The 21,662-nt window shown below is 67.1% G+C and carries 19 protein-coding genes; 11 read left to right on the forward strand and 8 right to left on the reverse strand.

Translation table 11 applies throughout. The features are described 5' to 3' along the window. Positions 1-362 precede the first annotated feature (362 nt). Both BCL79_RS16735 and BCL79_RS16740 read right to left on the reverse strand, forming a co-directional pair. Positions 363-1,064, reverse strand: a complete 702-nt coding sequence (locus BCL79_RS16735) for a LytR/AlgR family response regulator transcription factor (RefSeq protein ID WP_121043077.1) — start codon at positions 1,062-1,064, stop codon at positions 363-365. After that, positions 1,052-2,650 (reverse strand): histidine kinase, encoded by a 1,599-nt coding sequence (locus tag BCL79_RS16740; RefSeq protein WP_259462200.1) that lies wholly within the window; start codon positions 2,648-2,650, stop codon positions 1,052-1,054. The genes BCL79_RS16735 and BCL79_RS16740 overlap by 13 nt, the downstream gene beginning before the upstream one ends. A gap of 272 nt (positions 2,651-2,922) precedes the next feature. Between BCL79_RS16740 and BCL79_RS16745 the strand changes: the two genes are divergently transcribed. From BCL79_RS16745 to BCL79_RS16765, 5 genes are all read left to right on the forward strand, one after another. Then, complete coding sequence (locus BCL79_RS16745) at positions 2,923-4,437, forward strand: alpha/beta hydrolase (protein WP_259462201.1); 1,515 nt, start codon at positions 2,923-2,925, stop codon at positions 4,435-4,437. Positions 4,438-4,533: 96 nt separating this feature from the next. After that, entirely contained in the window at positions 4,534-4,830 is a 297-nt protein-coding gene (locus BCL79_RS16750) for a hypothetical protein (RefSeq protein WP_220668928.1), read from the forward strand. 122 nt (positions 4,831-4,952) lie between these two features. After that, the gene (locus tag BCL79_RS16755; protein WP_121043079.1) at positions 4,953-5,336 is read left to right on the forward strand and encodes a YbjQ family protein; all 384 of its coding nucleotides are present in this window, start codon (positions 4,953-4,955) and stop codon (positions 5,334-5,336) included. An 84-nt stretch (positions 5,337-5,420) separates the two neighbouring features. Further along, positions 5,421-6,299: an SDR family NAD(P)-dependent oxidoreductase gene (locus BCL79_RS16760; protein ID WP_121043081.1), complete on the forward strand. Its 879-nt coding sequence runs from the start codon at positions 5,421-5,423 to the stop codon at positions 6,297-6,299. Positions 6,300-6,312: 13 nt separating this feature from the next. Further along, the gene (locus BCL79_RS16765) at positions 6,313-7,695 is read left to right on the forward strand and encodes a TonB family protein (RefSeq protein ID WP_121043083.1); all 1,383 of its coding nucleotides are present in this window, start codon (positions 6,313-6,315) and stop codon (positions 7,693-7,695) included. Between the two features lie 36 nt (positions 7,696-7,731). Here the strand turns inward: BCL79_RS16765 and BCL79_RS16770 are convergent, their stop codons facing one another. From BCL79_RS16770 to BCL79_RS16780, 3 genes are all read right to left on the reverse strand, one after another. Then, the gene (locus BCL79_RS16770) at positions 7,732-8,544 is read right to left on the reverse strand and encodes a sugar phosphate isomerase/epimerase family protein (protein ID WP_121043085.1); all 813 of its coding nucleotides are present in this window, start codon (positions 8,542-8,544) and stop codon (positions 7,732-7,734) included. Between the two features lie 84 nt (positions 8,545-8,628). Then, positions 8,629-9,999 carry a sensor histidine kinase gene (locus BCL79_RS16775; protein WP_121043087.1) on the reverse strand — a complete coding sequence of 457 codons (1,371 nt, stop codon included), beginning with the start codon at positions 9,997-9,999 and terminating at the stop codon, positions 8,629-8,631. Further along, positions 9,992-10,675, reverse strand: a complete 684-nt coding sequence (locus BCL79_RS16780) for a response regulator transcription factor (protein ID WP_121043089.1) — start codon at positions 10,673-10,675, stop codon at positions 9,992-9,994. Before BCL79_RS16780 ends, BCL79_RS16775 begins: the two co-directional genes overlap by 8 nt. Before the next feature lie 178 nt (positions 10,676-10,853). Between BCL79_RS16780 and BCL79_RS16785 the strand changes: the two genes are divergently transcribed. The 3 genes from BCL79_RS16785 (at position 10,854) to BCL79_RS16795 (ending at position 15,512) form a co-directional block, all read left to right on the forward strand. Further along, entirely contained in the window at positions 10,854-12,059 is a 1,206-nt protein-coding gene (locus tag BCL79_RS16785; protein ID WP_259462202.1) for an efflux RND transporter periplasmic adaptor subunit, read from the forward strand. A 7-nt stretch (positions 12,060-12,066) separates the two neighbouring features. Beyond that, positions 12,067-15,180: an efflux RND transporter permease subunit gene (locus tag BCL79_RS16790; RefSeq protein ID WP_121043091.1), complete on the forward strand. Its 3,114-nt coding sequence runs from the start codon at positions 12,067-12,069 to the stop codon at positions 15,178-15,180. 113 nt (positions 15,181-15,293) lie between these two features. After that, on the forward strand, positions 15,294-15,512 hold the full coding sequence (locus BCL79_RS16795) for a hypothetical protein (RefSeq protein WP_121043093.1): 219 nt from the start codon (positions 15,294-15,296) through the stop codon (positions 15,510-15,512). On the opposite strand, the gene BCL79_RS16800 is transcribed toward BCL79_RS16795, so the two are convergent. After that, the gene (locus BCL79_RS16800) at positions 15,509-15,919 is read right to left on the reverse strand and encodes a GFA family protein (RefSeq protein ID WP_121043095.1); all 411 of its coding nucleotides are present in this window, start codon (positions 15,917-15,919) and stop codon (positions 15,509-15,511) included. The two genes, BCL79_RS16795 and BCL79_RS16800, sit on opposite strands and share 4 nt — an antisense overlap. A 212-nt stretch (positions 15,920-16,131) precedes the next feature. Here BCL79_RS16800 and BCL79_RS16805 point away from each other — a divergent pair, with 212 nt between their 5' ends. Next, complete coding sequence (locus BCL79_RS16805) at positions 16,132-17,109, forward strand: DUF4105 domain-containing protein (protein ID WP_121043097.1); 978 nt, start codon at positions 16,132-16,134, stop codon at positions 17,107-17,109. Further along, a complete protein-coding gene (locus BCL79_RS16810) occupies positions 17,106-19,055 on the forward strand; it encodes an esterase/lipase family protein (protein WP_121043099.1) in 1,950 nt (649 codons plus the stop codon). The genes BCL79_RS16805 and BCL79_RS16810 overlap by 4 nt, the downstream gene beginning before the upstream one ends. A gap of 25 nt (positions 19,056-19,080) precedes the next feature. On the opposite strand, the gene BCL79_RS16815 is transcribed toward BCL79_RS16810, so the two are convergent. Beyond that, a complete protein-coding gene (locus BCL79_RS16815) occupies positions 19,081-20,454 on the reverse strand; it encodes an MFS transporter (RefSeq protein WP_121043101.1) in 1,374 nt (457 codons plus the stop codon). Between the two features lie 91 nt (positions 20,455-20,545). On the opposite strand from BCL79_RS16815, the gene soxR reads away from it, so the two are divergent. Further along, positions 20,546-20,980 (forward strand): redox-sensitive transcriptional activator SoxR, encoded by a 435-nt coding sequence (soxR, locus tag BCL79_RS16820; protein ID WP_183073810.1) that lies wholly within the window; start codon positions 20,546-20,548, stop codon positions 20,978-20,980. Positions 20,981-21,005: 25 nt separating this feature from the next. On the opposite strand, the gene BCL79_RS16825 is transcribed toward soxR, so the two are convergent. Continuing rightward, entirely contained in the window at positions 21,006-21,608 is a 603-nt protein-coding gene (locus tag BCL79_RS16825; protein ID WP_121043102.1) for a short chain dehydrogenase, read from the reverse strand. Between the last annotated feature and the right edge of the window lie 54 nt (positions 21,609-21,662).

The raw sequence follows: 21,662 nt of genomic DNA on the forward strand, positions 1-21,662 counted from the left end.
GCGACGACCAAGCAATGGAGCGTCGGCTAGCGCTCAGGGCACTCGGTGGTGCCTAAGCGTGGTAGCCGTGGGAATCTCCCGTCTTGAGGGAGTACAAGCGTGCTACTTCACCTCCTGCTCGCTTTGCAATTTGCTACTGGTGCGGATTCCGTTCCAGATATTTGGCGAACAAGAGGCAGCTCAGGTTCGGGATGCGAGTTCCACTACCGGCTGGAACCGAGACTGCCTTTGCTGAAGTGTCAACAAAGGGTGATCTGGCTTCCTCGATAAAGCTCGACTAGGCCCACCTTCGGGTTACGTTTCGCGATGACTGCTCCTGGCCGAGAGCGGACGTCGGTCCTGCAGCGGTCTTCTCGAAGCGCTTATATCGATCCAAGCTTCCCGCGCACGTCCTCAACAAACGCCCGCCCCACCGGCACCTCAGCCCCATCATTCAGCACCAACCAGTAACGGCTCCCCGAAGCCGCATGCAACGTCCGCACATGCGTCAAATTGACCAGATACGACCGATGGCAACGCACAAAGTCCGGCGGTAGCACGGCAGTAAGACTCGCCAGCGATTTGTCATGCAGCTCACTCCGCCCATCGCGCATACGTACTTCGCTGTAGTCCCCATCAGCACGAATCCAAAGCACATTGGCGAGCTCCACCATCGCCGTCCCCTGCGCATGCCAGATGCCCAGGTAACGCGCCGCCCCGGACCGATACCGCCCAACATCCAGCAACCGCTCCAGCGCCTGCCCCAGCCGTTCGCGTGAGAAAGGCTTCGGTACAAAATCCAACACCCCATGCTCAAATGCCTGCAGCGCCCGCCCCCGATGTGCGGAGACAGCCACGCAGTGATAGCGCCCAGCGACCACGCGCTTCAGAAGATCGAATCCATCCTCACCACCGAGATTCAGATCCAGCAGCAGGCCGTCATACACGCTGCGCTGCAGCCGGTCACCGGCGGCGTCCAGGTCGGCCACGGCATCGAATCGCGCGCGGCTGCCAGCCAGTTCGGTACACATCCGCAGCAGCCGCTGTCGGACCAGCAGTTCGTCCTCGACGATCAGGATGCGCATGTCAGCTCCATGCGGCCGTACCAGTCATTGCCATCCGGGCGTTGTTCAAAGCGCCAGCTCTCGGGGCAGGTGGCGGCCAGGCTGGCCTCGATATAGCGCGTGCCCGTGCCTTGCCCACGATGCGGGGCAGTGCCGCGTGCACTGCGGAGTTCCAGCATCCAACGGTCGCCCTCGCGTTGAATGCGCAGGCGGAACGGATGCTCGGCACACGCCCCCGCCCCCGCGTGGGTGAGCGCATTCTCGACCTGCGCATGCAGCACGCCGGGCGGCAGCCACAGGCCGTTGTGTTCGCCCTCGACCTCAAAGCCGATGTGGCGATCCAGTGCGAGCCCGACGATGTCCAGGTGGTTGCGGCACAGCGCCAGCTCTTCCTCCAGCGGCACGCTGGGGCGGGTGCTGCTCTCGCGCAGGCGGTCGAACTGCTCGGCCAGGGATTCGACCATGCGGCTGGCGCGCATCGGTGCCTGTTCGATCAGTTCCTGCAGGCCGGTGAGGGTGTTCATCAGCCAATGCGGCTGGATGCCCCGCTGCAGCAGCTGCAGCGAGAGACGGGCGCGCTCTCCGCGCAGCTGCGCGTTGTGGTGGTCCAGCATCCGCAGCTGGGCGGCGTGGCGGATCAGCAGGAAGCCCATCAGCACGGCCAGGAACAGGAAGTAGGGGCCGTCGAGGAAAATCCCGCCAGCGAGCGGCACGGCGAGTGCACCGGCCACCACCAAGGTCAGGATCGGCCAGCGCTCGTCGGGCTCGCCGCGGGCGCGCAGCAGCACGTAGGTGGAGGTCAGCAGGCTGAGCAGCAGCAGTGCGGCACCGCGGCCGTCGAAGCTGGGCACGAAGGCGGCCAGCGCCAGCAGTGTGGCGAGATAGGCGATGCGGGCTGTCTTCGGCACCGCGACACCGAAACGACGCGCCAGGTAAGCCGGCAGCAGGATCGCCGCGGCGAGGTGCAGCAGAAGCAGCATGAGCAGTCGTGGGCCGTGCCACGGATAGGCATAGCCGACCAGCGGACGCCATGCTTCGACGACGGGCAACGCAAGGCCGACGACACCCAATGCGAGCAGCAGGCGCGCACCCGCTACCCGTGGCCGGCCGCGCTGTGCAGCGAGGAAGTAGAGGCAGGCGGCACCCAGCGCCCCCGTGGCAAGCGCGGCGATCAACCACGGTCCAAGGTTGAGGCTGTAGATCGAGGCGGCCGGCCCGACCGCAGCGAAGGCGTCCGCGCCCCGCAGTTTGAACCACTGATGATGGCTGGAGGCGAGCAGCACCAGCGTATCGGTGTTGTTGGGCGAGGAGGGCGGCAGCACGCGGATGTTGTCCACCTGTCCCGGCTGCTCTTCGTCCGCGTTGCGGCCGACGGTGCCATTGGCGGCCAACGGCTGGCCATTCCAGAAGGGCTGGCTCGCGGCGCGCACCGAGATGCGCAATGCACGGTCATCCGCGTCGTGTGCGGTTGACGCAGGCAGGCGCCAACGCAGCCAGTAAGGGCCGCGCCACTGCACCAGCTCGCGTTGGTTGGCCGGTTGCCACTGCAGGGTCGTCGGCGGCGCGGTGGGCAGTGCGCCATCAGCGCCCAGCGTGGCGGGTGCCATCTCCTAGGCCTCGTAGTAGTGCACGCCCGGTGGAGGCGCGACCAACAGCAGCCACGCGGCGACCGCGATGAGCAGGACGGCGAGGGCGGTCAGGGTGCGTGGGATCTGCATGGGCCCATCGTATCGGTTGCACGGAGTCACTGGACCCCCGCCTGGAGCTGTTCGGCGGACGGGCGCTCCCCGGTTGCCCTGGGCGAGGGGATGCTGGCGGCGTAGTACATGCGCCGCCCCTCGGCGCCCGCTTCACCCTTACCTCCCACCCGGAGTTCGTCATGTCCAACGTCCCGATGTCCCCGTTCCGTTCTCCTGCTCCCGGCCTGTGCCTGGGGGTCACGCGGTGGGCAGCGCTCTGCCTGACCCTGGTCGGTGCACCCGTGCTGGCGGCCGATGCGCCGGCGCCGTTGGTGTTCACCCCGTATGCGTTCGAGACACAGAAGCACGGCACGATCGCGGCCGAGGCGGGCTATCTGGAGGTGCCGCGTCGGCATGCCGACCCCAACGGCCCGCGCATGCGTCTGCGGGTCGTGCGCCTGCTGGCAACGGGTGGCGATGGCAATGCGGCGCCCGTGGTGTATCTGGCCGGTGGTCCGGGGGGCTCGGGGATCGGGACCGGGCGCGGACCGCGCTGGCCGGTGTTCGATCAGGTCCGGCGCGAAGCCGACGTGCTGCTGCTCGATCAGCGCGGGGCGGGTGAGTCCGAGCCGCCGTCGGCGTGCCCGCATGAGCACACGTTCGACGATGCAAAGCCGCTGCAGCACGATGCCGCGCTCGCCGCGCTGCGTGACGTTGCCGCCCGCTGCGTGGCGTACTGGCGGGAGACGGGCGTGGACCTGGGGGCCTACACCACCGCGGAAAGTGCCGGCGATCTGGAGGACCTGCGGCGTGCGTTGAAGGTGCCGAGGATCAGCCTGTGGGGCATGAGCTATGGCACGCATCTGGCGCTGGCCACGGTGCGCCTGCACGGCGCCGGTCTGGACCGCGTGGTGCTGATGGGGACGGAAGGACCTGATGACACCTTGAAGCTGCCGCTGTCGGCCGATGCGCTGCTGGCGGAGTTGAGCGTGCTGGCCAAGGGGGCGGGATTCGATGATCTGACCGGCTCGGCCACGCGCGTGCTGGCAGCACTGCGCGAGCAGCCGCGTCAGGGCCGCAGTGTCATGCACGGTGGCAAGCCGGTGATGATCGGCGCGTATGACGCGCAGTTGGCGATCAGCGCCTGTCTCGGGCGCCGCATGACCCAGCAGTGGCTGCCGCTGATCCTGCGCGATGCCGAGAACGGCGACTACGATCTGCTGGCGGCGATGGTCCTGCTGCTGCGCAGTGAGTACGGCAGCTACGGCGCGATGTCTCTGGCGATGGATGTGGCCTCGGGCCAGACTGCGCAGCGCCGCGCACTGGCCGACGCGCAGTCACGCGAGAGCCTGTTTGGCGATGCGCTGAACTTCCCGTTCCCGGCGCTCGGGGATGGGCTGGGGCTGGTCGATCTTGGCGATGCTTTCCGCGGGCCACTGCGTAGCAACGTGCCAGTGCTGTTCATCAGTGGCACGCTGGATGGGCGCACGCCGCCAGCCAACGCCGAGGCGCTGCGGCCGGGCTTCAGCGACAGCCGCACCTTGCGGGTGCGCGGGGCCAGCCACGACAACGAGCTGTGGCTCGGGACCCCTGCCATCGCCGCAGGCATCACGGACTTCCTGGCAGGTCGGCCGGTGGGTGATGCGGAGCTGGACGTGGGGGCGCCGGTGTTTGCCAGGAGCAAGAGCGATCTGGTGGATCCGCGGGGGCGCTGAGGGCTGCCGGAAGTGCGACTGTGTGCAGGCGCTGTGGACCGACCGAGGTGTATGGTTTCGGCTGGCCCGGCGCTTGCGCCAACACAGGAGGACGCGATGACCGACCCAACGGTGACTTCCGTGCACGGCACGCCCGATGATTATGGCGACACGCTGTACCGGGTGTATTTCGAAGTCGGGGAATCGGAGGACATCGCCCGCGATGCGATCATCACGTTCCTCGTTCAACGCGCCAGAGACAATCCTGCCTTCGACTTCGACGCCTCGCTCCTGCACGCGCGTCCGCACGGCTACGAAGTGGACCTGCCGATGCAGCTGATTCCCGAGGTGGTGCGGGCGCTGGCCGAGCAGAATGTGGCGGTGTACCAGGTGGTCCGGCTCGGCGGGGTATAGGGGCGCCGCTGGGGCATCACGTGGCATCACATCCGTGCTCGCCTTGGCGCTATCCTTCCGCCAGCGCCAGCCGCACCCTGCGTGCTGGCCGGATCGATACTCTCAACCTGGATAAGGCAGCAATGGCAGATCCTTACAACAGCGGTGGCCGCGCAGGCCCGGCAACCCGGCTCGACGATGCGATGGTGACCACGGCGATGGAGCTGCCCGGCTTCCGCGTGGTGCGCAGCCTGGGCGTGGTGCGCGGCATCACCGTGCGTTCGCGTTCCATCGTGGGCAACTTCCTCGGCGGGCTGCAGACCATCTTCGGCGGCAACATCACCATCTACACGCAGCTGTGCGAGCAGGCGCGCGAAGAGACCTACCGGGACATGTCCAACCATGCGCGGCTGCTGGGCGCCAACGCGATCATCGCGATGCGCTATGACGCTACCGATGTGATGACCGGCCTGACTGAAGTGCTTTGCTACGGCACGGCGGTGATCGTCGAGCCCACGCACGTCTGAGCATCGCGCGCGATACGCCCTGAGTATCGCAGCAAGCTCTCATCGGTATTGGCATCCGCGCTGACCAGGGCGGATGCTGTCCGCATGACGATCAACGACACACTTTCTTTCGTCGGGCAGGTGGCCCTGGTCACCGGTGCCGCGGGTGGGCTCGGCTTCGCTTACAGCCGATTGCTGGCGCAGCGCGGCGCACACGTGGTGATGCAGGACGTGGGCGCCACGCCGGACGGCACCGGCCGCGATCCGCAGCGGATCGATCACGCTGTAGCGCGTCTGCGTGCAGAGGGGCTCCCTGTCGAGGCCAGCCACCATGACATTGTTACCCGCACTGCGGCTGCCGCACGGGTCGCTGACATTCTGCAGCGACACGGCCGTCTGGATGTGATCCTGCACAATGCTGGCTGGGTCGAGTATCAGCAGACCGATGCGGTGGATGAGGATCGTTTCGACCACATGATGGCGGTCGCGGCCAAGGCGCCGCTGTGGCTGGCGCAGGCGGCATGGCCGGCCATGCAGGCGCAGGGCCATGGCCGCATCGTGCTGACCACCTCCGACCGCGCGCTGTATCCGCAGTACGTGCAGCACGGGCTGGCGGCGTACGCGGCGGCGAAGTCGGCCGCGGTTGGGATCGTCAACGTGCTGGCGGCCGAGGGTGCGGCGCATGGCATCGTGGTCAATGCGGTGTCGCCGGTCGCTAAGACCCGCATGTGGGGCATAGAGGGCGAGCCGGATGAGCTTCATCCAGAAAACGTAGCACCAGGCGTCGTGTTCCTGGCCTCGCGCGCCTGCAGCGAAGGCGGTTGGATCCTGCGTGCGAGCAACGGCCAGTTCCATGCCACTCGGCTGACCGAGGCCGAGGGTGTGCACTATCCGCGCGATCTGCGGGCGGTGCCGGCCGGCAGTGTGGAGGAGGTCGCCGCGCAGTGGCCGGCTATCGCGAAGGCGGCTGTAGAGCCACGCTGAAGGCTGCGCATGTATGGCGCGACCAACGGGGATCACCTCGATCGCCAGCGTGGTTGGGCTGCCGATGGAGATAGTCTCCGTCTACAATCCCCGCATTCACTACATCGAGGGAACGATGGACATCAGGAAATGGATCATAGGGCTTGGCTTTGCTCCATTGATAGCATCATGTTCATGGATGGGACCGTCTTCCCCTACGGTCGATAGAATCACTGAGGCGCGGCGTAACAGCCCTATCGAGGTGAAATTCAGGGGTGTTGGGCCAATCGGTAATGACCTGCTTGAGGTCGTGCAGGTCAGGCCCGTCAGTATCACGGAGGTGCCCTTCCCAGAACGCAAGCGGTATAGGGTTCAAGGCCGGACAGTACTGGCCTTGCGCGCTGGCGGCGCTGCATCTTATGAGTTTCTCCAGCAGCGTGCCGCAGAAGAGGAGGGCGCCCGTACGACACTGGCGGAGCACTATCGTCAATTGGAAGGAAAGATTGGATTACGCTTTGCCAAGGATCGGATGGAGTCTTGGAAGGCGGGTGAGCAGGAGACCTTCAAGGACGACTTCGTCATCGAATGGTGCAAAGGGGCCTGGCGTCATATCGACACTGATTGCGGTTCAAGGCCCGTCGAGGTCATTTCGATGGATCGCTTGCAAAGGATGCAGCGTTCATTCGAAGAGCGCCTTGCCTCCGAGGAAGTCCACAAGGAAATCGAGCAGCGGCGCCTTGAACAGTCTGAGATGGAGCGTCGGCTGCAGAACGCGGCTGAGCTTGACGCACGCAAGGTCGCTATCCGCGCGGACCTGGCTGAACTGCAGCGCTGCACAGGGCACGATGGTCGCGCGTACAGCATGGAGTGCTTCCGCCCGATTCAGTCCTCGCTGTCCAAGCATGTCTCCAACTGCTCCAGGTCTGCATCGTTCGCACGTTCGGATGATCCCGAGGACTTCCTATGCAGTGAAGTCAGCAGTAACTACACCTTGATCGATGACTTCAGAAGACGCGATGGAAGTGGTCGCCCTGGCGCCAAGCTCGAGTGTCTGGAGAAAGATTGCTTCGCTGAGATCTCCGATGACACCAAGATCGGAGACCAGAATGTGAGGGTATTTAGGGCCACCATCGGCATGAGTGGGCCGGTGCTGGTGGGCGTGGATGTCTCCGCTGAGGGCGTCGCAGGTGCGGTGCAGCTTATGCAGTCCAGCGGTTCAGTTGAGCTGGACAACTGGGTCACTGCGCGCGCTCAGAGGTGGCACTACCATCCCGCAACGGAGGGCCACGCAATGAGGGATGGGCAGGCAAAGGTCGTTGTTTCCTTTGAGGTAGTCGCCGAGGATCCCACCTACGGATCGCTGGCCCGCGTGACTTCAGTCAGCAGCTGGGCCGGCGCTGAGGATGGCCAGCAGTAACGCTCCGCCGACTGATGGGCTGCCACAAGGTAGCTATCAATCCGCCAGCACGGCCTCCAACGCGGCCATCGCCTCACGCGCCACGTCACGGGGATCGCGTGCCTTCAGCGCATCGTTGAACACCTCCAGCCCGATCGGCCCGCTGTATCCCATCGCGGCCAGCGCATCGATCAGCGTCTCCAGCGGCCAGAGGCCATCGCCCGGCAGGCAGCGGTGATGGCGCGCCTGCGTGGTGACCTGGCCGGGCAGTGGCTGGGTCAGCACATCCGACAGCTGCACCAGCGCGATGCGCTCCACCGGCACGTCGCGCAGATCGTCGGCGGTGCGCCCGGCGGCGAACAGGTGGAAGGCATCGATCACGATGTCCAGGTTCGGCGCGCCGACCTGCTCGATCTGCTGCCACGCCGAGGGCAGGGTCGAATGCAGGCGACTCCACGCCATGCCTTCGTAGGCGATGCGCAGGCCACGTTCGGCGGCACGCGCGCACAGCCAGCGCAGATCATCGGTGACGCGGTCGGGCACGTAGACGGTCGCTGTGCAGGCGGGCACCAGCACGGTGCCTGCGCCCAGGTCCTTGGCCAGCGCGAGCAGTGACATCGCCTCTGCACGCTTGCCCTCGCGGGTGGCGGCCGAAGCGCCGTCGAAATCCAGCAGCACCTGCACATCGGTGAGCTGAAGGCCGGTGCGCGCAAGGATGGCGTGGACCTCGGCTACCGACGAAGACGCTACATCCTCGCGCCACAGCTCGACCTGTGCGAACCCGGCGGCTGCGGCGGCATCGAGTTTCTCGGTGGTGCTGCCGCCGAGCAGGACGGTGTTGAGGAAGCGCGGGCCGGGCAATGAGGACATCGAGGGGTACACCTTGCAGCGAATCAAACGTCGCCGCCGATGCTAGTGGCTACCGCATCGCCGCTATGTGCAGGCGGCCGGATGTCAGCGAAGCCCCTCCGCCGCGCAGCGGATGCTCAGCCATGCGCCGCCGCCCGGCGCGTCCCCGGCGCGGACCCGGAACCCATGCAGGCCGGCGATGGCGGCCACGATCGACAGCCCCAGCCCGAAGCCCTCGGTCGTCTCGCCGCCGCTGCCGCCGCGGAAGAAGCGCTGGTAGATCAGGCTGCGATCCTGCGGCGGGATGCCGGGGCCGTTGTCGATCACATCGATGCGCGGTGCGCCGTGGTCGTCCACCGCGCGCAGCACGATCCGGCCCTGCGCCGGGGTGAAGTGCAGCGCGTTGGAGAGCAGGTTGGCCAGCGCCTCGAACAGCAGTTCGCGGTCGCCCCACAGCGTGCCCACCTGCGGGTCGATCTCCAGCAGCAACTGCTGGTCCTTCTCCTCGGCCAGTGGCAGGTAGAACGCGTGCAGTTCCTGCAGCAGCTCGCCCGCATCCAGTTCCACGAAGGCCGAACGGCGCTGGTGGCTTTCCAGTTCCGATACGCGCAGCAGTGCGGAAAAACGCGCCATCAACATATCGGTTTCGGTCAGTGCCTTGTCCAGCTGCGCCGCGCGCGGGTCATCTTCCTCCAGCCCGACGCGGGTGCGGTACAGATGCGCACGCAGACGGGTGAGCGGGGTGCGCAGATCGTGGGCAATGCTGTCGCATACCCCTTTGACCTCGGTCATCAGCTGCTCGATGCGTTCGAGCATGGCGTTGACGATGCTCGACAGGCGGTCGATCTCATCCGGGTGGCCGGAAACGGGCAGGCGCTGGCCGAGATCGCCGGCGATGATGCGGTTGGTCGCGGCCTCGATCTGCTGGATCCGTTTGAGCGGGCGCCGGCGCAGGATGTGCCAGCCGGCCAGGCCGGGAATGATGGTCAACGAGACGCCCCACAGCAGCGCATCGAGGATGATGCTGTTGACCGCGGTGAGCTTGCCGCTCTGGCGAACGAACACCAGCAGGCGGCCGTCCTGGGTTTCCACGCCGAGCGCGCGCCCGGGCGCCTTGATCGGCCCACTGCCTAGGGACCAGCGTTCCACCGCCTGCGCGTGCCCGTCGATGCGCAGGCCATCGGGAATCGCCAGGAGTGGGCCAGCCAGTGGCTGCCCGCTGCGGCTGAAAATGCCGTAGGCGTACGCCCCGTGCAGGTCGTAGCGCAGGCTGTCGCGCAGCGCATCGTCCAGCGCCTGGCCCTCGAACTTCTCGAACAGGTGCGCGCGCTGCTGCAGGCCGGATTCGGCGAGGTCGTTGAGGTAGTCCGAGACGCGCCAGTACATCACCCCCAGCAGCACGCTGGACCAGGCGACGAACAGCACGCAGTACAGCCCAAGCAGCCGGCTGCTGGAGGAACGCCAGTGATCAGACATGGTCGTCCAGGACATAGCCGGTGCCACGCACGGTGCGGATCGGCTGGGCACGCCCGGGCTGGTCGATGCGCTTGCGCAGGCGGCCGATGTGGACGTCGATCAGGTTGGTGCCGGGATCGAAGTGGTAGCCCCATACCTCCTGGAACAACATGGTGCGGGTGACCACCTGGCCGGCGTTGCGCACGAGGAATTCCAGCAGTTTGAACTCGGTCGGCAGCAGGGTGATCTCCTCGCCGGCGCGGCGGGCGGTGCGGGTCATCAGGTCCAGCTCCAGGTCGCCGGCGCGCAACTGGTTCTCCGCCACGGCTGGCTGCCCATGGCGGCGGATCAACACCTCCACGCGGGCGGCCATTTCATCCGAGGCGAAGGGTTTGGTCAGGTAGTCATCGCCGCCGGCGCGCAGGCCCCGGACCCGCTCATCCACATCGGAAAGGGCGCTGATCATCAGCACCGGGGTGGTGATGCCCTGGCGCCGCAGGGCCGTGACCAGGGCCAGGCCATCCATGCCCGGCAGCATGCGGTCCAGGGTGATCACGGCGTAGTCGCCGCGGCAGGCCATGGCCAGGCCGTCCTCGCCATTGCCCACCCGGTCCACCTCGAAGCCGTGGCTGCGCAGTTCCGTGGCGATTTCCTCACCGGTGACGAGGTCGTCCTCGATGGTGAGTACGCGCGGCATGGGCCACTTTGACAATTGGGACGGGTGCATCGTCGCAACCCCCCGGAGGGACTGCAAATGAAAAATGTTTCATGCGGTTTTCGCCGGATCCTCGCCCCGCTTCTCCTATATTCGCCCCGAGCAGTGGCCCTGCCGCCCGGGGCCATGTGCCCCGTTCACGCCTGGAATACCGTCCCCCATGACCGATCCGCTCCCGTCCTCCCCGGCCCCCGGACTGTTGTCCGGCCCTTGGCGCCTGCCGCTGCTGGGGCTGGCCGTGGCGTTGGGGCTGGCCGCCTGCAGCAAGGAAGCGCCCAAGGCAAAGGGACCGGCGCCGGAGGTGACGGTGCTGACCATGCAGGCGCAATCGTTGGCGCTGGCCCAGGAATTGCCCGGGCGCACGGTGGCCTCTCAGGAATCGGACGTACGCCCGCAGGTTTCCGGGGTATTGCAGGCGCGGTTGTTCGAGCAGGGCGAGATGGTGAAGGCCGGGCAGCCGCTGTTCCAGATCGAACCGGCGCTGTACCAGGCCTCGGTGAACGAAGCGCAGGCCAACCTGCGCACGGCCGAGGCCAGTGCGGTGGCGGCGGGGTTGCGTGCGAAGCGCATGCAGCAGCTCGGTGTCGGTCAACTGGCGGCGCAGCAGGACGTGGATGATGCGATGGCCACCCACCACCAGGCCGAGGCGGCGGTGCAGGCGGCGCAGGCGGTGCGCGATACCGCACGCACCAATCTGGGTTTTGCGCGGGTGACCGCGCCGATCAGCGGGCGGATCGGCCGCGCGCTGTTCACCCCGGGCGCGCTGGTGACCAACGGCCAGGCCGAGCCGCTGGCGCGCATCCAGCAGGTGGATCCGATGAACGTGGATATCACCCAGTCCAGCAACGAGTATCTCGCGCTGCGCCGGGCGATCGCCGAGGGCGGCGTGGAAGCGACGACCGCGCCGGTGCAGCTCAAACTGTCCGACGGCACCGATTACGCCGTGACCGGCACGCTGGAATTCGCCGATATCGATGTGGACCAGGAAACCGGCAGCATCACCCTGCGCGCGCAGTTCCCGAATCCACAGGGGCAGCTGCTGCCCGGCATGTACGTGCGCGCCCGGGTCGGGCAGGGCACGCGCCAGCAGGCCCTGCTGGTGCCGCAGGCCGCCGTGGACCGCAGCCCGAAGGGCGAGGCGCTGGCGTGGGTGGTGGGCGCGGACGGGCGCGTGCATCAACGCACGTTCGCGACGGCGCGCGCGGTGGGAGACCAGTGGCTGGTGCTCGATGGCCTGCGTGCCGGTGAGCAGGTCGTGCTCAGTGGCCGCCAAGGGCTGAGCGAAGGCGCCACGGTCCGGATCAAGCCTGCCGGCGAAGCCGCACCGGCCACGGTGCCCGCCGCCGCGCCGGCCGGCGAAGGCTGAGCCGCCGATGCTGCCGCGCTTCTTCATCCACCGCCCGGTCTTCGCCTGGGTCCTGGCCATCTGCATCATGGCGCTGGGCACGATCGCGGTGACCCAGTTGCCGGTGGAGCAGTACCCGGACATCGCGCCACCGCAGGTCAACATCACCGCCAACTACACCGGTGCCTCGGCGCAGACAGTGGAGGACAGCGTCACCCAGGTGATCGAGCAGCAGATCAAGGGCATCGACCACCTGCTCTATTTCTCCTCCACCAGTTCATCTTCGGGCCAGGCGCGGATCACGGTCACCTTCGACCAGCGCGCCAACCCGGATATCGCCCAGGTGCAGGTGCAGAACAGCGTCAACCAGGCGATCAACCGGCTGCCCCAGGAAGTGCAGCAGCAGGGCGTCACCGTGGCCAAATCGCAGGGCGATTCGCTGATGGTGGTGTCGCTGTATGACACCCACCGGCGCATGGAGCGGGTGGACGTCTCCGATTTCCTGGTCAGCAACGTGCAGGATCCGATCAGCCGCATTCCCGGCGTGGGCGAGATCAACGTGTTCGGTTCGCCCTATGCGATGCGTATCTGGCTGGACCCGCACAAACTGCGCGCGTTCGATCTGATGCCCTCGGATGTGCGCACCGCGATCCAGGCGCAGAACACCCAGGTCACCGCCGGTGAGCTGGGCGCGTTGCCAACCGGGCCGGAGCAGGCGCTCAACGCCACCGTCACCGCCCAGTCGCGGCTGCAGACCGCCGAGCAGTTCCGCGCGATCATCCTGCGCACCCTGCCCAGCGGCGCGGCCGTGCACCTGAGCGATGTGGCGCGGGTGGAAATCGGCGCGGAAAACTACCAGACCAGCAGCTTCCTCAACGGCTATCCCGCCGCAGGCTTCTCAGTGACGCTGGCCTCCGGCGCCAATGCGCTGGAAACCGCCGATGCGGTGCGCGCCGAGATCGAGCGGCTGCGCCCGAGCTTCCCGCCCGGGCTGGAAGTGGCCTACCCGCGCGACAGCACGCCGTTCGTGCGGGTCTCCATCGAGGGTGTCATCCACACCCTGATCGAGGCGATCGTGCTGGTCGTGGTGGTGATGTTCCTGTTCCTGCAGAACCTGCGCGCGACGCTGATTCCGGCGATCACCGTGCCGGTGGTGTTGCTGGGCACGTTCGGCGTGCTGGCGGTGGCCGGCTTCACCATCAACACGCTCACCCTGTTCGCGATGGTGCTGGCGATCGGCTTGTTGGTGGATGATGCGATCGTGGTGGTGGAGAACGTCGAACGCATCATCCATGAGGAACACCTGCCGCCGCGCGAGGCGACCGAGAAATCGATGGGCGAGATCACCGGTGCGCTGGTCGGCATCACCGTGGTGCTCGGCGCGGTGTTCCTGCCGATGGCCTTGTTCGGCGGCTCCACCGGCATCATCTACCGGCAGTTCTCGATCACGATCGCCTCGGCGATGGCGCTGTCGGCACTGGTCGCGCTGACGCTCACCCCGGCGTTGTGCGCGACCCTGCTCAAGCCATCGAGCGCGCAGAAGCCACCGGGCCGTTTCTTCGCCTGGTTCAACCGCGGCGTGGAGCGCAGCCAGAACGGCTATCGCGGCAAGCTGGGCGGCATCGTGGCGCACCCGCGGCGCTGGATGGCCTTCTATGTGCTGCTGGTGGTGGGTGTGGTCGCCTTGTATGCACGGATGCCGACCGGCTTCCTGCCGGTGGAGGACCAAGGGCAGGTGACGTTCCAGTTCTCCACCCCGGAAGGCACGCCGATGGCGCGCACCGAGGCGCTCGGCGAGCAGATCAGCCGCTACTTCATGGAACACGAGAAGGGCAGCCTGGACGTGGTGTTCGTGGTGGTCGGCCGCAACAACGCCGGCACCGGGCAGAACGCGGGGCAGGGGTTCATGGCGCTCAAGCCGTGGTCCGAACGCGATGCCAAGCACAGCGCCGGGGCGATCATCGCCCGCGCCAACGCGCACTTCCGCAACCTGCCCGATGCGAAGATCAACGTGCTGGCGCCGCCGGCGGTGCGTGGGTTGGGACAGTCCAGCGGGTTCGAATTGTGGTTGCAGGACAACAGCGCTGCCGGCCGGCCGGCGCTGCAGGCCGCGCAGGCAAAGGTGGTGCAGGCCGCCAGTGATGACGATCGGCTCACCTCGGTGCGGTTGAATGGTCTTGGCGACAAGGCCGAGCTGCATCTGGACATCGACCAGGCCCAAGCCAGCGCGCTGGGCCTGGCCCAGGCCGACATCAATTCAACGCTGTCCTCGGCGTGGGGCGGCACCTACGTCAACGACTTCCTGGACCGCGGCCGGGTCAAGCGTGTGTACGTGCAGGGCGACCAGCCCTACCGCAGCGTGCCCGACGACATCGGCCAGTGGTATGTGCGCGGCAGCAACGGGCAGATGGCCTCGTTCGCCAGTTTCGCCAGCAGCCATTGGTCGCGCGGGCCGCAGTTGCAGCAGCGCTTCAACGGCCTGCCGGCGATGCAGATCCAAGGCAGTGCCGCCGAAGGGCGCAGCTCGGGCGAGGCGATGCAGACCATGCAGTCCCTGGTGGCCGATCAGCCCGGTTTTGAACTGCAGTGGAGCGGGCTGTCCTACCAGGAGCAGCTCTCCAGCAATCAGACGCTGTGGCTGTATGCAGCGTCCATTGCCTTCATCTTCCTGTGCCTGGCCGCGCTCTACGAGAGCTGGACGGTGCCGGTGGCGGTGATGCTGGTGATCCCGCTGGGCGTGATCGGCACGGTGATCGCCACCACCGCGGCGGGCTTCGTCAACGACATCTACTTCCAGGTGGGGCTGCTGACCACGATCGGTCTATCGGCCAAGAATGCGATCCTGATCGTGGAGTTCGCCGAGGCCGAGTACCGCGCGGGCAGCTCGGCGGTGGAGGCGGCACTGAAGGGCGCGCGCCTGCGCCTGCGGCCGATCGTGATGACCTCGCTGGCCTTCGTGGCTGGCGTGATTCCGCTGGCACTGGCGACCGGCGCTGGTGCGGTGAGCCGGCGCGAGATCGGTGTCAGCGTGATCGGCGGCATGCTCTCCGGCACGCTGCTGGCGATCCTGCTGGTGCCGCTGTTCTTCGTGCTGGTGCGGCGCCGGGGCAAGGGCCGGCCCGATCCGGCGGCAAAACACTGAACGGCGTTGCCTCCCCGGACCCCCGATTTCATCTTTTTGACCCATTCCGTTCACGGTGTCCATGCCGGTGCGCCATTAGCGTAGATCGTCCCCACACCGCTTGGAGACACGCCATGAATCCCCTGCAGACGGTCGCCCGGACCATGCGAAACGGGTTGGAAGAAGTGGCGGCCCTGCTGGTCGGCCAGCGCGCCGAGTCACTGCGCCAGGACGATACCGCCGCGCCCGGGGTGGGCATCCCGATGCCGCGCCGGCTACCGCTCAAGCGCCCGCTGTTGCATGGGCGCAAAGGCATGGCCCCGTGGCAGAAGGTCGGCCCGGGCCGCCGCTAAGGACGCTTGGCATCGGAAGGGTGGTTGACCCCGTCGTTGACCGGCACCTGCCCGATATCGAAGGGATTGACCCCGTCCAGGCAGCCGACGTTGTAGCCGTATTCGTCCGGTGAAGAGCGGCGCTGATGATGTGTATAGATGCCGCACACGCCGCAGAAGTGGTGTCGGGCCACATGCGTGTTGAACTGGTACAGGCGCAGTGCGTCGTGGCCCTGCACGATCTCCAGATCGGCCAGCTTCACCGAGGCCACGATCGCGCCGCGTCGCCGGCACATCGAACAGTCGCAGCGGCGGGGTGAGACCACGCCGTCCGGCAGATGCAGGCGCAGGACGACGGCCCCGCAATGGCAGCGCAGCAGATGGTGGCGCTGGATGGGCACCCCGCCCCCGGTGGTCAGACCCTGCATGCTGGGCGCTTCCTTGATGGCCGTTGATAGCGCAAGTATGCGACCGGCCGGGGGGGCGGAGCCAGCCGGTGCAGGGCCCCCGGGGTGAACGGCGGCCCGAAGCTGAACAGGCTCGACATGCGGCGCACACAGGGGTTATGGCTAACTAGCGCCCCGGATAGACGACGGATCGATGCGTGAAGAAGGCAGGACGATGGGGGCTGGCGCTGCTGATGCTGCTGGCGGCGCTGTGGATCACCGGTTTGCTGGCCTACCAGCTGCCGGGTCCGGGCTGGGTGCGGTATCTGCTGGTCGGGCTGTGGGTCGTGTTCGCCGTCACCGGGGCGATCGGGGTGGCGCGTGCGCGCGCCGGGCGCTGGCCGGGCGTGCTGTACGGCGTGGCGCTGGTGGTCTCCGGCATCTGGTGGCTGCTGCTCACCCCGCGCCAGGATCGCATCTGGGCCGATGATGTCGCCCAGCGGCTGAAGGTGGTCGAGGTGGATGGCCCGCGCGTGGTGCTCGACAACGTGCGTGATTTCACCTGGCGCAGCGAGACCGACTACGACGCGCGCTGGGTGCGCCGCGAGTACAACCTGGACCAGCTGCGCTCGGCCGACCTGATCCTGTCCTACTGGATGGGCCCCATGATCGCGCACACGCTGATCTCGTTCGGCTTCGACGACGGTCGCTACCTGGTGTTCTCGCTGGAGATCCGCAAGGAGCGCGGCGAGTCGTTCTCCGCGCTGGGCGGGTTCTTCCGCAAGTTCGAGATGACCCTGGTCGCTTCGGAGGAAACCGACATCGTGCGCACGCGCACCAATGCGCGGGGCGAAGATGTCTATCTGTACCGCCTGCATGGCATGACCCAGGAGCAGCTCAAGGCGCTGTTCGTGTCCTACCTCGGCGAGGCCCGCAGGCTCGATGCCGCGCCGGCGTTCTACAACACGCTGACCAGCAATTGCACGACCATTGTGTACGAACTGGCCAAGCAGATCGCGCCGGGCCTGCCGATGGACTACCGGCTGCTGGCCTCGGGCTATTTCGCCGAATACGCGCGCGATCTGGGGGTGCTCACGCCGGGGGTACCGTTCGAGACGCTGAAGGCACGCGGGCGGATTACCGACCGTGCGCGGGCGAGCAATGCAAACGATGATTTTTCACAGGTGATCCGCCGGGATGTTCCGGGGACAGGGCAGGGAAGCGTTCCATGAGATCCATTGTGAAACTGCTCGCGCACCGCGCGTTGCCGATGACGGCCGTGGTGCTCTCGCTGCTGCTCTCCAGCGGCTGTGCGATGGTCACCATGAAGCAGGTGGCCCCGACCGAGTACCTGGCCAACAAGCGTGGCGACGTGCTCACCTCGGGCAAGCTCAGCGCCGCCTCGCAGGAAACGCTGAGCGTGATCGGCATGGACGTGGCGCAGTGCGAAAAGGATGTGACTGCCTGCCAGAAGACCCTCGCCGACACCGATGTCCTGCCCGAAGAGCAGCGCCTGTCGGCGCAGTCCGAGCTCTGGGTGAAGACCGCGCTCGCGCTGACCCCCAAGCCCAAGGACCGCGAGAAAACGCCGATGTCCGATGCCGCGCTGGATGCATGGCTGGAAGCGGCGCGGTATGCGTATGCGTACCTGTTCTTCAGCGGGCGCACGCCTTCGGATCGCGCCTTCGAGGATCGCCAGACGCAGGTGCGCGATTACTACAATTACGCCGCCGAGCAGACCGCCTCGGTGGTGTTCAAGCGCAGCCGCGAGAGTGCGCTGGAAGGCGAGGATTACAACGCGGCCGTGGCAGGGGAGCGCTGGACGCTGACCTCCGATTTCGATGAGCTGCGCATGCAGAGCATCCCGACCCGGATGGTGTCCGCCTCGGCGGTGAGTTTTGCCGGGCTGCGCAGCACCTATCGCCGCGATGGCTTCGGCGCCGAGCTGGTGGTGATCATGGACCCCCCCAAGCTGGTTGCACCGGCCGACGGCGGGAAGGCGGAGATTCCGCAGTACAGCGAGATGTCGGCGATCAACGCCACCGCCCTGCTGCGCTTCAAGGGCGACAATCTGCAGCAGGTGCTCGATACCACCCAGGTGCTGTTTGATGTGTACTCGCCCGAGTCCACCGAGAGCGTGGACCTGCACGGTGAGAAGGTACCGCTGGCGGGCAACTTCACCGCGGCCTACGGCTTGTGGCTTGCCCAGTCCGGCTTTGCCACGCAGTCGCTGCGCACGCTGTTCGGCATGAGCGAAGGCATCGGCGCACCGCACATGTACCTGATGCAGCCGTGGGACCCCAACCGCCGCATCATCTTCATGCTGCACGGCCTGGGCAGCAGCCCGGAAGCCTGGGTCAACGTGGCCAACGAGATCATGGGCGATCCCGAGCTGCGCCGGCACTTCCAGGTCTGGCAGGTGTACTACCCGACCAACGCCCCGATCGCGCTGAACCGCTACGAGATCAACCAGGCCTTCAACAACACGCTCAAGCACTTCGACCCGACCGGCAGCACGCCGGCCGCCAAGGACATGGTGTTCATCGGCCACAGCATGGGCGGCGTGCTTGCACGCCTGCTGGTGACCTCCTCCGGCGATGTGCTGTGGAACGATCTGCTGGCCAACTACGATCTCAAGGGTGAGCGCCTGAAGCGCGTCGAAGCCAAGCTCGGCCCGCTGCTGCACTTCACCGCCGAGCCGAACGTGGAGCGGGTGATTTTCATCGCCGCGCCGCACAAGGGCACGGACATCGCGGGCAACCGGCTGGGGCGCCTGATCGGCCGGCTGGTGCGGTTGCCGATCACCATCCTGGGCAAGTTCGAGGATGTGTTCCTGACCCTGCAGGAATCCGAATCGGCCAACACCACCACGAAGCTGCAGGTGCCCAACAGCATCGACAACCTCAAGGCCAGCGATCCCTTCGTGAAGGCGGCTGGTGCACTGCCGATCACCCCGGGCCTGAAGTACCACTCGATCATCGCCCAGCGTAAACCGGACGTGCCGCTGCTGCAGTCCGACGATGGCCTGGTGCCGTACTGGAGCGCGCATCTGGAGGGGGCGGTATCGGAGAAGGTTATCCTCTCCGGGCACAGCGTGCAGGAGACCCCGCAGGCCGTGCTGGAGATCCGCCGCATCCTGCGTGAGGATCTGAAAGAGGTCGGCGACACGCATCCGTGAGGAGGCGCACGCCATGCCACCTCGCTCAGATCCGCCGCGCCACCGCCACGCTGAGCATCGCCAGCACCAGCATGATCGCGAAGGTCAGCAGGTAGCCCAGTGCTTCCCGGCCCTCCAGGAACAGCGCGAACAGCGAACCGGAGACGGCCAGCGTGGTCGCCACGCCCAAGGCCTCGCTGAGCTGCAGGGCGGAGGTGTTGGCGCCCTGGTGTGCCGGCGCTGACAGCGACAGCGTGAGCACCGAGAGGCTGGGATAGATCAGCCCCATGCCCAGCCCGGTCAGCACCCAACCGACCATCGCCGACCATAGCGGCATGCCGGGCTGGATCGCCAGCGACGTGGCCAGGATGCCCACGCACATCAACAGCGCGCCGGACTGCAGCAACTGCCGGCGTGACCAGCCCCGCTGCTGGTGGCCCTGCAGCCACGAGCCGGCAAACCAACCCAACGCGCCCAGGCTCAATGCCACGCCCGCCAACAGCGGGGTCAGGCCGCGTTCTCGCTGCAGCAGCAAGGGCAGGAACGCTTCGCAACCGAAGAACGCAGAGGCCGCGATCCCACGCAGCGCGATCACGCTGGGCAGGCCGCGGCGCAGGGTCAACGTGCCGGCAGGCAGGAGCTTCCAACTGCACAGTGCCAGCACGGCCAGGGCCGGCACCAGCAGCGCGGGCGCGAGCCATCCCTGCTGCTGGCCGCCGACATACAGCGCGAGCGCGCCGAGGGAGGCACCCACGGCCCAGGGCACCACGTTGCGGCCGGTGCTGCCCGCGGCCACTACGCCGACCTGGCGCAGGGCCGGGCGCAGCAGCAACGCCGCCGGAATGGCCAGCAGCGGCACGATCAGGAACACCCAGCGCCAGCCCAGGTGCTGCACGATCAGGCCGCTGATGCTGGGGCCGATCAGCGAAGGCACCACCCAACCGGCGGAGAATGCGGCGAACACGCGCGGCCGCATCGGCTCGGGGAACGAGCGCCCGACCAGCACATACAGCGCCACGGAAATCGCGCCGGCCCCCAGCCCCTGCATCAGGCGCCCAAGCACCAGCACCGGCATGTGCTGGGCGAAGCCGGCGACCAGCAGGCCGGCGATGAAGCACGCCAGGCCCAGCCACAGCGGGCGCGCCGGGCCCTGCTGGTCGCTCCAGCGCCCGGACAGCGTCATCCCGATCACGCTGGTGGCCAGGGTGCCGCCGAACGCCAGCGCGTACAGCCGCAGCCCGTCCAGGTCATGGGCCACCGTGGGCATCGCTGCGGCCACGGCCAACGCCTCGAAGCCATGCAGCGAGACCAGCGCGACCATGCCGATCGTGGTCGCCCGGTACGCCGGCGACAGGATCGAGGGGATCGGCGTGTCCTCCACCGGAGCGGTGGCGGGCGGAGAGGAAACTTCAGCGGACATGCGGGTTCCAGACATCGGGAGGAGGGCCGGGCTTGCAGTGCACCCCCAGCGGCGCGCAGGATGCCACCTGAACCATGGTTGAGGTCAAGCAGTGATCGCGCAGGAACTGAGTGTAGGCGAGGTCGCCAAACGGAGCGGGGTGGCCGTATCGGCGTTGCATTTCTATGAGCGCAAGGGTTTGATCCGCAGCCTGCGCACCGCCGGCAACCAGCGTCGCTTCGCCCGCGATGTGCTGCGCCGGCTGGCGGTGATCCGGGTGGCGCAGCGGGTCGGCATGCCGCTGGAGGCGGTCGCGACCGCATTTGCGGCGCTGCCGGAGAACAAGACGCCGACCAAGGCCGAGTGGGCGAAGATGTCGGCGTTGTGGCGCAGCGAGCTGGACCAGCGCATCGAGCAGTTGCTGCTGCTGCGTGACCAGCTCACCGACTGCATCGGCTGCGGGTGCCTGTCATTGAAGCGCTGCCGTCTGACCAACCCCGGCGATGCGCTCGGCGATCAGGGCGATGGCCCCCGCCGCTGGGAGTAGTGCCGGCCGCTGGCCGGCGTCGGCCTCACCAGACAGTGAATACCTGCCCGCTCTGGATCCCTTCCACGCTGCGCTGGTAGGCCAGCGATGCGCGCTGCGCCGTCACCGGTTCAAAGCCCGGGAAGTACGCGCCGTAGTCATCCATCGATTCGGCCAGCACATTCGGGCTCACGGCATTGATGCGCAGCCCCCGCGGCAGCAGCTCGCAGGCGGCGGCGCGCACGAAACCCTCCAGCGCGGCATTGGCCGCCGTGGCGTTGGCGCCATCGCGGATCGGTTGGGCGCTGATGATGCCGCTGGTCAGGGTGATCGAGCCGCCGGTGTTCACGTGATGCTGGGCGGCCAAGCTCAGCCGCACCTGGCCAAGCAGCTTGTCCTGCAGCCCCAGGTTGAAGTCGGCCGGCCGCATCTGGGCCAGCGGACCGAAGTGGACCCGGCCGGTGGTCGCGATCACGGCATCGACCTTGCCCACTTTCGCGAACAGCGCCTGCACGCTGGCATCGTCGGTCAGATCGACCTGCACATCGCCGCCGTGGCGGCCGGCGCGGATCAGTTCATGGTGGACGCCAAGCGTGCTGGCGACTGCCTGGCCCAAGGTGCCGCTGGCACCGACAAGCAGGATCTTCATGTGCATGTCTCCCGTAAACGTAGGGGGTAGCGCCACGCCATGCGTGACTGCGCT

The sequence above is a fragment of the Stenotrophomonas rhizophila genome (genome assembly GCF_003651185.1).
GTDB lineage: Bacteria > Pseudomonadota > Gammaproteobacteria > Xanthomonadales > Xanthomonadaceae > Stenotrophomonas > Stenotrophomonas maltophilia_Z.

Excerpts from the sequence above, each read along its gene's own strand:
- BCL79_RS16735 (WP_121043077.1), bottom strand. The coding sequence starts at position 1,064 with ATGCGCATCCTGATCGTCGAGGACGAACTGCTGGTCCGACAGCGGCTG.
- BCL79_RS16740 (WP_259462200.1), bottom strand. The coding sequence starts at position 2,650 with ATGGCACCCGCCACGCTGGGCGCTGATGGCGCACTGCCCACCGCGCCG.
- BCL79_RS16745 (WP_259462201.1), top strand. The coding sequence starts at position 2,923 with ATGTCCAACGTCCCGATGTCCCCGTTCCGTTCTCCTGCTCCCGGCCTG.
- BCL79_RS16750 (WP_220668928.1), top strand. The coding sequence starts at position 4,534 with ATGACCGACCCAACGGTGACTTCCGTGCACGGCACGCCCGATGATTAT.
- BCL79_RS16755 (WP_121043079.1), top strand. The coding sequence starts at position 4,953 with ATGGCAGATCCTTACAACAGCGGTGGCCGCGCAGGCCCGGCAACCCGG.
- BCL79_RS16760 (WP_121043081.1), top strand. The coding sequence starts at position 5,421 with ATGACGATCAACGACACACTTTCTTTCGTCGGGCAGGTGGCCCTGGTC.
- BCL79_RS16765 (WP_121043083.1), top strand. The coding sequence starts at position 6,313 with ATGGCGCGACCAACGGGGATCACCTCGATCGCCAGCGTGGTTGGGCTG.
- BCL79_RS16770 (WP_121043085.1), bottom strand. The coding sequence starts at position 8,544 with ATGTCCTCATTGCCCGGCCCGCGCTTCCTCAACACCGTCCTGCTCGGC.
- BCL79_RS16775 (WP_121043087.1), bottom strand. The coding sequence starts at position 9,999 with ATGTCTGATCACTGGCGTTCCTCCAGCAGCCGGCTGCTTGGGCTGTAC.
- BCL79_RS16780 (WP_121043089.1), bottom strand. The coding sequence starts at position 10,675 with ATGCCGCGCGTACTCACCATCGAGGACGACCTCGTCACCGGTGAGGAA.
- BCL79_RS16785 (WP_259462202.1), top strand. The coding sequence starts at position 10,854 with ATGACCGATCCGCTCCCGTCCTCCCCGGCCCCCGGACTGTTGTCCGGC.
- BCL79_RS16790 (WP_121043091.1), top strand. The coding sequence starts at position 12,067 with ATGCTGCCGCGCTTCTTCATCCACCGCCCGGTCTTCGCCTGGGTCCTG.
- BCL79_RS16795 (WP_121043093.1), top strand. The coding sequence starts at position 15,294 with ATGAATCCCCTGCAGACGGTCGCCCGGACCATGCGAAACGGGTTGGAA.
- BCL79_RS16800 (WP_121043095.1), bottom strand. The coding sequence starts at position 15,919 with ATGCAGGGTCTGACCACCGGGGGCGGGGTGCCCATCCAGCGCCACCAT.
- BCL79_RS16805 (WP_121043097.1), top strand. The coding sequence starts at position 16,132 with ATGCTGCTGGCGGCGCTGTGGATCACCGGTTTGCTGGCCTACCAGCTG.
- BCL79_RS16810 (WP_121043099.1), top strand. The coding sequence starts at position 17,106 with ATGAGATCCATTGTGAAACTGCTCGCGCACCGCGCGTTGCCGATGACG.
- BCL79_RS16815 (WP_121043101.1), bottom strand. The coding sequence starts at position 20,454 with ATGTCCGCTGAAGTTTCCTCTCCGCCCGCCACCGCTCCGGTGGAGGAC.
- BCL79_RS16825 (WP_121043102.1), bottom strand. The coding sequence starts at position 21,608 with ATGAAGATCCTGCTTGTCGGTGCCAGCGGCACCTTGGGCCAGGCAGTC.